This window comes from Paraburkholderia sp. NMBU_R16, assembly GCF_013282575.1.
Lineage (GTDB): Bacteria > Pseudomonadota > Gammaproteobacteria > Burkholderiales > Burkholderiaceae > Trinickia.
On the sequence record NZ_JAAAYE010000051.1, the window covers coordinates 1 to 11,785 of the forward strand.

Here is an 11,785-nt window from a genome sequence, read left to right on the forward strand (position 1 = left end):
GGCGTTCACGCAAAAAGCGAGAGTAAACGCGTTTCGCCGAAAGTTTACAAGCCCAGCCCTATGTCATTGAAAGTAAACATGTTCTTCCGAACCCGGGAAGCGGCGCGCACATGTGTATAAGCCGATGCCCTTGACCCGCTAACATCACCCACTCGGAATTCAAAAGAGGCCCATATATTTATGGCTTTTTCATGCTAATCGTGTTCTTTTATCTTCTTCCTATGCTTGTAAGGTTTTTGAGGCACTTTTGATAGATTCAACGTTATGACTATCGATATGACTCAAGGCACTTGAGCTGACGGAGGAGGTCGACACATGGACGAGCGAGTCATGAAGACATGTATCGGCAAGCCAGTACCCAAGTGGGATCTGGCTCGTCCCCTGCCGATCGATGGCTCGGTCGGCCCAGATATTCAAGATTTCGGATCGACGTTCGGCATCAATTCGACGTTCATGGACGTGATCGAACCATGGCACGATTGTCTGTAAACTCGGGCAAGGACTATTCTTTGGCTTGCGCTACCGCCCGATTCCATTTCATCGTGAAGCCCGCACGCTTTTCGCGATTCGTACACGCCGCTTTTTCGCAAAACCAGGCGAGGGCGATGTCGTCTGGGAAGCGCCATGGACAGCAGATTCGATCTTTTGTCTGCACCGCGAGGACACATCTTTCGGCACGGTCTTCCACATCCGGCACTACACGGTCGACGATCGTGGCAACGTCACCCGCGCGTTTTCGATCGGTCGCGAATGGACCGGCGAGCGGCAGGTCGAAATGGCGCTCGCACAGTGGAACTACTGGTGCGCGTACATGAATGATGGCCCCAACGGGTTGCCCAGACCGATGCTGTTTCACACGCAGCGCGAAACGCTGCGCGAGTCGTTCCTTTTTTCGATGTACAGCTTCGGAATGCGGGCTCCCGTTGTAATTCGTTTGATGATGATGCCGCTGATCCTGGTTTTCACGATCATGCGGGTACTGGCCAACACGACCTGCCGCGATCCAGTCTGGTCCGATATGATCGAACGAATGTCGGCCATTGCTCCCGGCGATCCATATGCCGAACCGCGCTCCGGCATCCCAGTCGGGTGGGGCGACACGATCTTGGCTCAGCGGCGCGGCGAGTACCCGAACGATCCGAAGGCTAGTGTCGAAAATTGGAGCGGAGAATCAGATGGCCGGCTGTATGCAGCCGCGTGGCTCAACGATCCGGGGATCGACAGGCGCCCGATAACACAACGAGCATGATGCGGGATGGACTGAACGAAATATGTCGACGCGAGCTTACGAATGAAGGATGAAAACGGACGCGGCGTAATCCGCTTGAACGACAAAACGACGCACGGCGGCCATGTGACGACCGCCAGCGATGATTTGAAGGCGTTGGGCCTTCCCGTCGCGCTGAAGGGCCATCTGACGTGGTGCCCAAAGTGCGGCGGGCACTTCGCAATACTCCCCGAGAACAGCACGCGCCAGCATTACGGCGTGCCGGTCGCGTTTCACAACGATCCGACCGAATGCGGTGCCCGGTTGATTTCGTCGATGTAGCCTGTGACGGAACATACGCAGACCCGAAGTCGGTGCGGTTGCCGTGCTGTGCGTCATCAGGTCTCCCCGATCTATCGATAGCAATCCGAGATATGAGCTCGAACTTTCGCAGCATTGTTGAGTTGACCGACGTTGGAGCAGATAACCTGATGTGGCTTTTGGCGCGCGCGGCGGAGATGGCACAGCTTTGGCGCGAGCGACGCATGCCACAGAGCCTGTCGGGTAAGCGGCTCGCACTTGTTGTCAACGACAGCGGCTGGCGAAACACCACGGCCTTCGATCTCGGTATTCAGACAATGGGTGGGATCAGCGTGCAACCGCCTCTGCGCTGGGATACGCGCGAGGATCTGCGCGATCTTGCAGCGTACGTCGGAAATTGGTTCGACGCGATCATCACTCGGGCGTCCGAATTGTCGGTCTTGCGGACTCTCGCCGAGGCGTTTGATGGTCCGGTCATCAACGCCAGGACGAGACAGAATCATCCATGCGAGGTCTTGGGCGACTTGGCTTTCTTCTTTCGTAAAAACCGAGCCATTGATGGCATCAAGGTCACAGTCATATCGCCAAAGTCGAACATTTTGGGATCGTGGATTGAAGCAGCGGCAGTATTGCCGATCGAAGTCGTGCAGATTTTCCCAGTGAAGTGGCACGACCACCGAAGTGTGGAAGCAATCCCTCGTTTCTCCCGTAGCTCGGACATCAAGGCAATCGAGGGTTCGAATATCGTCATCACCGATTGCTGGCCCGAGAATGGGGATGAGGCCGAACTGATCGAATATCAGATCACCAACAGGATTCTCGACACGTTGCCGGACGACGTCGAGTTCATACCGTGCCCTCCCGTGCACCGAGGCAAGGAAGTATCGTTTGAAGCGATGGAGCACTCAGCGTGTCGAGTGATTCAAGCAAAGGAATTTCTCATGCACGCGCAGAATGCCGCGCTGGAATGGGTATTCCGCGTCGGTTGAGCTGCTCAGCCGCAAAACCGCCCCACATCACCCCCCCGCCACCCCCTGCGTATTGACATACAACGCATACACCGACTGACACGCCGCCATAAAAAGGCGATTGCGCTGCAATCCACCGAAGCACAGATTCGCGCATCGCTCGGGCAGCGCAATCCGCCCGATCAGCTTGCCGCGCGGCGAAATCACCATGACACCGTCGAGCTCTTCGCTGCCCATGCCCCACCCGCACCACAGATTGCCATGGACATCGCAGCGCATGCCGTCGATGGTCCCTACGCCGGCATCGAAGAACACGCGGCCGTTTTCAATCGTTCTGCCGTCGTCGGCCACGTCGTAGACCCAGATTCTGCGATTCGGTACCCCACGCGATTCGATCAGATAGAACGACCGCTCGTCAGGCGAAAAGCACAACCCGTTCGGCCCGGCCACATCGGCAGCCACGACCGACGCCTCCCCCGTTTCAGCATCCACACGATAGACATGCTGCGGCAGCTGTGGCTCCGCCGGATAACCTTCGTAATACCCGAGGATGCCGAAGATCGGATCGGTGAACCAGATCGAGCCGTCGGACTTCACGACGACATCGTTCGGCGAATTCAACGGCTTGCCGTCATGACTGTCGAGTACGACCGTCAGCGAGCCATCGTACTCCGTTCGGGTGACACGCCTGCCGCCATGCTCGCAGCTGATGAGCCGTCCCTGGCGATCGCGCGTATGGCCGTTGGCAAAATTCGACGGCTTCCTGAAAACGCTCACCGTTCCCGTCTCTTCTTCCCATTTCATGATCCGATTGTTCGGGATGTCGCTCCAGAGCAGATAGCGTCCATCGCCAAACCACACGGGGCCTTCGCACCAGCGAAACCCGGTAGCGATGCGCTCGACGGCCGCAAGCGGCAGACAAAATGCTTCGAACTCCGAATCGATTATTTGAATGCGGGGATCGGGATATCGCTCGCTCTGCTGCCACATGGAAAGACGCTCCTCCGTTCGAACCCTTCAATCCAGGAATAATTGACGAATGCAGGCCTTCTGCCTCAATTCGCACGCAAAGCCGTTGCGATCGGCAAGCGCGCCGCGCGAATGGCCGGCAACAGGCCCCCAAGCATGCCCACGGTGCAGGCAACGACAACGCCCGAGACCAGAAGCGATGCGGTGACAGTCAAATGGAACACCACCTGGGTAAAGCTGGCGCCGAGCGTATTGACCGTGTTGCCATCGAAGAAAATCCATGCAGCAACGGAGCCGATCGCGCTACCGATCAACGCGAGCAGCAACGACTCTACCAGAACGGAGATCACGATCGGCAGCCCTCCGAAACCGATTGCGCGAAGCGTTGCAATCTCCCGGGTGCGCGTGGACACAGCCGTATACATGGTATTGAGCGCACCGAAGCACGCGCCCAGCGCCATGATGCCGCCAACGAAATACGCCAGCAGATTCAACAGCTTCGATAGACGGCTCGATTGCGCCGCATAGTAGTCCGTTTCGCGCTCGACGCTGACCTTCAGTGTCGGATCGGTCGTCAATGCGGCCTTGAAGCGATCGAATGCACCGGCCGAGTCGAGCATCACCGAGACCGACTGAAAAAGATTGCGACGATAGGCCGACAAAACGGTCTCGACATCGCCCTGCAATTCGGATTCGTGCGCATCCCCACCGGTTTCGAACACGCCCACCACAGTCCACTCTGAATCGCGAAATGCAATCCGGCTACCTAGCTCGAGGCCTTTGAATTGAGCCAGGGCCGACTTCCCGACGATGATCTCGCGCACAGCCGGCTTGAACATGCGCCCGGCAATCAGATGCATTTCAGGCCGCAACGCCGACGCATTCGCGCCGATTCCACGCAACGTCACGTTGGCGTCGACGCCGTCCTTCTTCTGCGGCAACGCGACGATCACGACGGCTTCAGCCGATGCGATGGGCCGCCCCGCCGCGTCCTTGCGAACGCCCGGCGCGTCCATGATCGTCTGGGTGTTCTCCCGCGAAATCGTACTCGCGAGTTCGCCCTCCGAACCGGAGCGCAATACGATGACGCGGTCCGTTCGGGCGGTGCCTTTGAGCGTCTTGGTGAAGCCCTCGGCCATGGCGAGCACCGACACCATGACAGCAACGGTCACCGCGATCCCGATCACGATGACCCACGCTGTGCCGACACGTTGCGGCAGACTGCGCAGATTCATCGCCGTCACGGAAATGATTTGCTTCATCATGAGCGTAGCGCCTCCACGATCACGAGCCGCTTGGCGCGCCACGCAGGCACGAAGCCCGTGGCGGCGGCCAAAATGGCGGCCATCAATACGCCTTCGACAATGACGCGCACCGGCATCTTCACGACGCCGAACGTGTCGCGCAACATCGGGAACAGCAAACTTGCGATACCAAGCCCGACAAGCGCCGCCACGATGCACAACGTCAGCGCCTGCACGAGGACGAGCACGAGCACCCGCGTATCGCTGAAGCCAAGTGTCTTCAGCACGGCAAGCTCCGGCACCTGCTCGCGCACCGCTTGCATTGCCGTGCTGCCTACCGCGAACAGCAACGCAAAGAACACGGCAAAAAGAATGTAAGTGACGATCAGACTGATATCCGCAATCTGTTTCATGAAGGACTGCTGAAATTCTTTTTCGGTCTGAGTCTTGGTTTCGTTGGGCGAATTGGAAAAGCGCTTGTCGATGGCGGCTGCGACCTGAGCCGATTGCCGCGGATCGCTCAGTTGAACGACATACCAGCCGACCGTACCCTTGCCGAAACTGCGCGCTTCGTCGAAATACTTGTAATCGAAGAACATGGCGTCTTCACGCGCGCGGTTGGAAGGCTCTTCATAGATGCCGACGATATCGAAATCCCAATCCGAAGTGCCGTCGGACGCCTTCACCCATATCGTCGAATGCAGCGGAATGCGGTCGCCGATCTTCCATCCGTACTTCGCAGCGAGCCCCTTTCCGATGATTGCGCCGGTGCGCGTGTGTTTCAACGCTTCGATCTGCTGCTTCGGCACGATGACTTCCGGATGCGCGGCGAACTCGCGATCGGGCTCCACCGGAAACGCTGCGAGGAAATTCTTCGGATCCTGATAGTACGGACCGAACCACGATTCGTGCGAGACCTTGGCCACTCCGGGAATCGATTCGAGCTGCGACAGATAAGCGTAAGGAAGACTCTCTGTCAGCGAAATCCGGTTGGTCACGATCAGGCGGTCGACGTTGGATCGTTCGATGGTCTCCTGAAACGCCGCATTGATGCCTTGCAGCATGCCGAACAGCAAAAACGCGATGACGATCGACAAGAGCGTCAGCGACGTACGCATCTTTTTGCGCCATAGCATGGCCCATATCAATGGAACGAATTTCATTTCGGCGCTCCCGGCTTACGCTTCGGTTCTGACACGCTCGTCGACGAGCATGCCCTTGTCGAGGTGCAGCGTATGCGTCGCGTAATCGGCCGCCTTCTGGTCGTGCGTCACCATGATGATCGTCTTGCCGTATTCGCGGTTGAGCACCTGGAGCAAATGCAGGATTTCATCGGCCGTGGCGCGGTCGAGGTCGCCCGTGGGTTCGTCGCATACGAGCAGCTTCGGATCCGAGACGAGCGCGCGCGCAATGGCTACACGCTGCGCCTGCCCCCCGGAGAGCTCGGACGGCTTGTGCTTCATCCGATCCTCCAACCCCACGACCGAAAGCGCCGTCAACACGTTGCGCCGCCGCTCTTCCTTGCTGAGAGACGTCAGCAAAAGCGGCAGCTCGACGTTGCGCTCGGCGCTCAACATCGGCATCAGGTTATAGAACTGGAACACGAAGCCGACGTTATCCGCTCTCCAGCGCGCAAGGCGGCCGCCCTTGAGCCGGTCGATATGCTCGCCCGCCACGACGATCTCGCCGCTCGTCGGATGGTCGATACCTCCGATGAGGTTGAGCACTGTCGTCTTGCCGGAGCCCGACGGGCCCATCAGCGCCACGAAGTCGCCCTCGGCCACCGAGAGATTCAAGCGGTGCAGCACTTCGACAGTCTGCTTGCCGCGCGTATAAGTTTTAACGACGTCGCGCAGAGAAACGATTGCACTCATTGCGTTGCTCCTCGTTGAAGTATCGACCGCCATTCATTCGGCGCCGCTCAGCGCTCGGCGACCTTGACGCGCGCACCATCGGTCAGCTTCGAAAGATCGCCCAGCGCCACGCGCTCGCCCGCCGAAAGGCCTGAAATCACGACCTGTCCATCGGCGGAACGCGCACCGAGCCGCACGACGCGCCGCTCGACCGTATCGCCATGGATCACAAATACTGCGCCCGTGTCCGCGCCCGACTGAGCGCCCGGCGCGACGGCTTCGGCCGGAATCACGATGCCGCCTGCGGCGGCCGCCGCGCCGGTCTTGTCCTCGCTGCTCAGAAACGAGACCCGCGCGCCCATTTCGGGCAGGATGCGCGGATCGCGCGACTTGAAGCCCACGCGCACCTTGACCGTCGCCTTGCTGCGATCTGCCGTCGGAATGACGGCGATGACATAGGCCGGAATCTGCCAGTCCGGATAGGCGTTGAGCTTGAGGATCGCGGGTTCGTTGGCGCGCACGCGGCTGATGAAATTCTCGCTCACGTCGACCTCGCCTTCGAGAGAATCCATATCGACGAGTGTGCAAATCCCACTGCGCGTGAAACCGCCTCCCGCCGAAAGCGGCGAGACGATTTCGCCCGGCTGCGCGTTCTTCGTCGTCACGACGCCGGTAAACGGGGCGCGCACGATCGTGTCGTCCTCCTCGCGCTGCGCCACCAGCAACGCCGCGCGGCGCACGGCCAAATTGCCTTGGGCCACGGCGAGATCCGTCTGCTTCGCGTCGAAATTCGCCTTGCTCGTATCGAGCACTTCGGCGCTGATGACGCCGGCGGCAGCCAGCTTGCGATCGCGGCGGTAGATCGGCGCGATGTCGTCCGCGGCCGCCTTTGCCTGCGCAAGCGTAGCCTCGGCCTGTATGACGCCGGCTTTTGCCTGCGTGAGCGCCGCGGCGGCATTCGTGTCGTCGAGCTTCGCGACGATCTCGTTTTCCTTGATGTGCTGCCCCTCCTCGATGAAGAGCTCGGAGAGCTTGCCTGTGATCTTGGCGGAGACGGTTGCTTGCCGACGCGCCACGACATAGCCTGAGGCATCCAGAATCGATGCCCCGGATGGCCCCGACGCGCCGGAGCCCGTCGCAACCGCACGTGCGGCCGCGGCTTTGACTTCCGGCACGTCCGATCGGGACCAGATCAGCGCGCCCGCTCCCAATACAAGCAACAGGGCGACGATCGCGACGGCAACCCATCGCCAGCGTGGACCGCCTTCGTCGCCGCCTCGTTTGTCGCGATCGATGCGCAATTGGCGCAGGAGCTCGGATTTGTCCGTCTTGTCCGTCATATCGGGTTTTCTAGAGGTATCGAACGACTGGTCTCATGAGTCGAGTTCATTGCTGCAGCGCCGGCGCGCGCTGCGCATCGTCCATGGCTTGCCAGTCGCGCCAATCGCCGCCGAGCGACAAAAACAGGGCCGCAGTGTCCTGATAACGCGAGGCCAGCGCTTGAACGTAAGCAATACGCGAGCGCTCGTATTGCTGCTGAGCGACGAGCAGCTCGACGTGATTCGCGCCACCGAGGCCGAAGCGTTGCTCGATCAGGCTCAGACTGTCCGCGGCCGCCTGCTGCGCACGATATTGCGCGTTGAGCGTCTGCGCATCGGCATCGAGCGCGCGCAGTGAATCTGACACGTTCTTGAATGCAAGCAGAACCGTCTGTCGATATTGCGCAAGCGATTGATCGTAAAGCGCGATCGCCGCGCGCCGCCTCGCATTGAGTGTGCCTCCTTGAAAAAGGGGCTGCGTGACATTGCCGGCCAGTGAAAAAACGCCACTCGAAAAAAGCGAGCCCAGCTTTTGAGCCGAATCGCCCGTACTCGCACTGAGGCCGAACTGCGGCAGCATGTTGGCCGTGGCGACGCCGATGTTCGCGCTCGCCTGATGCAGTTGCGCCTCGGCGCGGCGGATATCGGGCCGCTGGCGCACGATATCGGACGGCAGCATGACCGGAATCTCACGCGGCAAACGCAGCGACGCGAGATCGAAGCCCGCCTCGGTGTAGTCGGCGGGAGGACGGCCCAGATACACAGCCAGTTGAGAGCGCGCCGCGGCAAGCTGCTGTTGGAGCGGCGGCAGCAGGGCTTGCATGGACGCGAGATTCGATTCGGCCGACAGCACATCCGATCGCGATGCGCCGCCGAGCTCGAACTGCTGGCGGCTCAAGTCTGCCTGATGCTGGGCCGACGCGATGAGACTCTGTGTCGCGTCGATTTGCGCGCGCAGCGACGCTTCGAGCAGCGCCGTCGTGACGACGTTGGCCGCCAACGTCTGATAAGTCGCCTGTAGTTCTTCCTGCTGTGCGTCGCGCGCTGCCTCCTGCGCTTCGATGCCGCGCCGCACGCCGCCGAATACGTCGAAGTTGTATGAAAGGCTGACGGACGCGTTATACAGCGTGAACAGGAAACTGCCCGCTTGAGGAAAGCCTTGCGCCGCGCCGTTGATCTTCTGCCGCGAAGCGGTGAAGCTGCCATTCACCGAAGGAAACAGTCCGCCGCGCTGCGCGGCGACTTGCTGCTGTGCAGCGCGCAGCGCAGCCTGCGCCGACGCCACGGTCGGACTCGCGCGCAGCGCCTCGTCGACGAGCCGCTCCAGCGTTGGGGAGCCATAGGCGCGCCACCAGTGCGACTCGAGTGCCGCGGCAGCGGTGAACGTCTGCGATTCGCCGCCCGCAACGGGCGTGGCCTGTGTTTGCGGCGGCAGCGGCGTTTCCGTCAGGGACAACGCGAGAGGCGGCGGCGGCGCTTTGAAGTCGGGGCCGACTGCACACGCGCCAAGCAGCGTTGTCGCAATCAATACCGAAACGACCCGGTATGACTTCGCCGGAGATGGGCACGCAATCGGATACCGTCGCGATTCGCGACGCTGTTTGTTATCCATGCTTGAAATTGAGGGGCTATACGGCTTTATTCCTCCGTTATTTCCCGGAGGCGCCCAAATCCCGTGACGGGCGTATGCGGTTTGCAAAGCGGCAACGAGTATAGCGCTGCGCTTCATTTATCGATAGTGACGGCGTACGTCACCCAATGCGAATAGCGATTGCTAAACCACGGATTTTCGCAGTCCGCGATGCGGAAAATCCCGCCTTCGCATCGTCGGCGCCGATCGCTCGGAAATAGCGACGAAAGGCCGCGCCCGCTCGCGCGCGCACCAGCGTTTTCAGCGAATGCCCCATTCAATCGGTTGAAGCGCTTGCCCGAACCGTGCGATGGTGCGAAATGCTCGCGAGGTGCTTCTGGCCGCGCTCGCTTCAACCCGAACTCCGCTCACGATGAAAACGCTGACCGATCAGCTCGCGCAATATGCGGCCTATCACCGCGACCGACGCAATATCGCCACCCATTTCGTCGGCATTCCAATGATCGTCGTCGCGCTCGCCGTGTTGCTGAGCCGGCCCGCCTCGACGTTCGGCATTCTCCCGCTCGCCGTCTCGCCGGCATGGCTCGTCTTCGGCGCGGCGTCGCTCTATTACCTCGCACTCGATCTGCCGCTCGGCGTGGCGATGGCCTTGGTCAGCGCCGGGTGTCTGGCGCTTGGCCGATGGGTCGCGTCATCGTCGACGGCAACATGGGCCGGCACAGGCGTCGCCCTCTTCGTCGTCGGCTGGGTCTTTCAATTCGTTGGGCATGCGGCCTACGAGCACAGAAAACCCGCTTTTGCCGACGATCTGATCGGCCTCGTCATCGGACCGCTGTTCGTGCTGGCCGAGGCGCTGTTCGAGCTGGGCTGGCGGCCAAGCTTGCGCGAGGCTATCGAGAACGCAGCAACAGCACGGCATGCGCGGCCGTGAGCGCCACCGCGAACCAGATCGGCACGTAAGTGGCGAGTTGTCCCGCGCGCAGCGTCTCGCCGAGCAGCAGCACCGATACCAGAACGATCAACACCGGTTCCACATAGCCGAGAATGCCGAACAGGGCCAACGGCATCAGGTGGCTCGCTTTCAGATAGCAGGCAAGCGCGATCGTGCTGAGTGCGCCAAGCCCCGGCAGCAACAGCGCGCCGAGCACCGGAAGATGAAATGCGGCATGCGCTCCGGCGCTCGTGGCAATGAGCCAGATGGCGGCCGGCAGCAAAAGCAGTACCTCGGTCGCGAATGTGACAAGCGAATCGGACGGAATCGTGCGTCGTATGACGAAATACGGGGGATAGCCGAGCACGACGACGAGCGTGGGCCACGAAAACGCGTGCGTGGCATAAAGTTCGTGGGCGACGCCGAGCGCGGCGCAGGCGACGGCGAGCCATTGCAACGGCGCGAGTTCTTCGCGATAGTAGAACCGCCCGACGAGGACCATGGAAAGCGGCAACAGAAAATAGCCGAGCGACACTTCGAGCATATGGCCATGAAGCGGCGCCCACATGAAGAGCAGAAGCTGCGAGCCCATCAACGCTGCGCAGGTCACGAGCTTGAACGCCAATCGCGGCGCGCGGCTGGCCTGCACGAGAAGATCGCGCAATTGCGGCAGGCGCGAGCGCCATGCGACGAGCAGCAACGCCCCGGGCACGGTCCACACGATACGCCATGCAAAGATATCCACGCCGCCGAGCGGCGAAAGTAACCGCGTATAGGCGGCAAACAGTGCAAACAACGCTGACGCCGCGACTGACAGCGCAATTCCGCGACCCACTACAGAAGAATTCATTTAAAAGGGGAAATTGTTGGTATTGTGCTGGCCATCGGTTCGGCGGATCGGATCAGGAGCTGTCTTTCGATGACAATGCAACGAACAGGCGATATCGGTTGAACTCAATGCTGCTCGAAACGTGCGAACCGCTTCTCGAGTGCGCGCTCTTCGCTGACGAAATCGGTGACGCGGGCCGATGGCGGGCCGCGCCGCATCCATTCGAGCATTCTGTCGATCTGCTCTGCCGGCCCCTGCACCAACGCCTCCACGGAGCCGTCCGCCAGATTGGCGACCCAGCCGGTGATGCGGAGTTCATGCGCGCGCCGCACCGTCGCATGACGGAATCCGACGCCTTGCACGACACCGCGCACATGCACGTAATACGTTTCGATCCTCGTGTTCAAATCGGGCCCAGTCATACCCGCGTCCCCCAATGCTCGGATGCTCCAAGCCGGCATTGTAGTCGTCTTGCATGCACCGCATCGGGGCACGGCCTACTAGTCTAAAGAATGTCATGGAAACAGCCGTTAAATCGCACTATTGAGTTTGC

13 protein-coding genes are annotated in these 11,785 nt (G+C 60.6%); 5 read left to right on the forward strand and 8 right to left on the reverse strand.

The window, feature by feature from the left end; genetic code table 11:
• Positions 1-315 precede the first annotated feature (315 nt).
• The 4 genes from GWC77_RS29685 (at position 316) to GWC77_RS21770 (ending at position 2,517) form a co-directional block, all read left to right on the forward strand.
• Positions 316-489 (forward strand): hypothetical protein, encoded by a 174-nt coding sequence (locus GWC77_RS29685; RefSeq protein WP_254367085.1) that lies wholly within the window; start codon positions 316-318, stop codon positions 487-489.
• A 25-nt stretch (positions 490-514) separates the two neighbouring features.
• Complete coding sequence (locus GWC77_RS21760; RefSeq protein WP_254367086.1) at positions 515-1,249, forward strand: DUF6708 domain-containing protein; 735 nt, start codon at positions 515-517, stop codon at positions 1,247-1,249.
• A gap of 42 nt (positions 1,250-1,291) precedes the next feature.
• On the forward strand, positions 1,292-1,549 hold the full coding sequence (locus GWC77_RS21765) for a PAAR domain-containing protein (protein ID WP_173260234.1): 258 nt from the start codon (positions 1,292-1,294) through the stop codon (positions 1,547-1,549).
• Between the two features lie 92 nt (positions 1,550-1,641).
• On the forward strand, positions 1,642-2,517 hold the full coding sequence (locus GWC77_RS21770; RefSeq protein WP_173260235.1) for an ornithine carbamoyltransferase: 876 nt from the start codon (positions 1,642-1,644) through the stop codon (positions 2,515-2,517).
• A gap of 27 nt (positions 2,518-2,544) precedes the next feature.
• Here GWC77_RS21770 and GWC77_RS21775 read toward each other — a convergent pair whose 3' ends face one another.
• From GWC77_RS21775 to GWC77_RS21800, 6 genes are all read right to left on the reverse strand, one after another.
• Positions 2,545-3,486, reverse strand: a complete 942-nt coding sequence (locus GWC77_RS21775) for an SMP-30/gluconolactonase/LRE family protein (protein ID WP_173260236.1) — start codon at positions 3,484-3,486, stop codon at positions 2,545-2,547.
• Positions 3,487-3,551: 65 nt separating this feature from the next.
• Positions 3,552-4,730, reverse strand: coding sequence for an ABC transporter permease (locus GWC77_RS21780; RefSeq protein WP_173260237.1), 1,179 nt, complete (start codon positions 4,728-4,730; stop codon positions 3,552-3,554).
• Positions 4,727-5,872: an ABC transporter permease gene (locus GWC77_RS21785; RefSeq protein WP_173260238.1), complete on the reverse strand. Its 1,146-nt coding sequence runs from the start codon at positions 5,870-5,872 to the stop codon at positions 4,727-4,729. The genes GWC77_RS21780 and GWC77_RS21785 overlap by 4 nt, the downstream gene beginning before the upstream one ends.
• A gap of 15 nt (positions 5,873-5,887) precedes the next feature.
• Positions 5,888-6,583: an ABC transporter ATP-binding protein gene (locus GWC77_RS21790; RefSeq protein WP_173260239.1), complete on the reverse strand. Its 696-nt coding sequence runs from the start codon at positions 6,581-6,583 to the stop codon at positions 5,888-5,890.
• Positions 6,584-6,630: 47 nt separating this feature from the next.
• On the reverse strand, positions 6,631-7,902 hold the full coding sequence (locus GWC77_RS21795) for an efflux RND transporter periplasmic adaptor subunit (RefSeq protein ID WP_173260240.1): 1,272 nt from the start codon (positions 7,900-7,902) through the stop codon (positions 6,631-6,633).
• Positions 7,903-7,948: 46 nt separating this feature from the next.
• The gene (locus GWC77_RS21800) at positions 7,949-9,493 is read right to left on the reverse strand and encodes an efflux transporter outer membrane subunit (protein WP_173260241.1); all 1,545 of its coding nucleotides are present in this window, start codon (positions 9,491-9,493) and stop codon (positions 7,949-7,951) included.
• Between the two features lie 391 nt (positions 9,494-9,884).
• On the opposite strand from GWC77_RS21800, the gene GWC77_RS21805 reads away from it, so the two are divergent.
• Entirely contained in the window at positions 9,885-10,403 is a 519-nt protein-coding gene (locus tag GWC77_RS21805) for a DUF962 domain-containing protein (protein ID WP_173260242.1), read from the forward strand.
• Here GWC77_RS21805 and rarD read toward each other — a convergent pair.
• Entirely contained in the window at positions 10,363-11,253 is an 891-nt protein-coding gene (gene rarD, locus GWC77_RS21810) for an EamA family transporter RarD (RefSeq protein ID WP_173260243.1), read from the reverse strand. The genes GWC77_RS21805 and rarD overlap by 41 nt on opposite strands.
• A gap of 104 nt (positions 11,254-11,357) precedes the next feature.
• Entirely contained in the window at positions 11,358-11,654 is a 297-nt protein-coding gene (locus GWC77_RS21815; protein ID WP_173260244.1) for an acylphosphatase, read from the reverse strand.
• Positions 11,655-11,785: the final 131 nt, after the last annotated feature.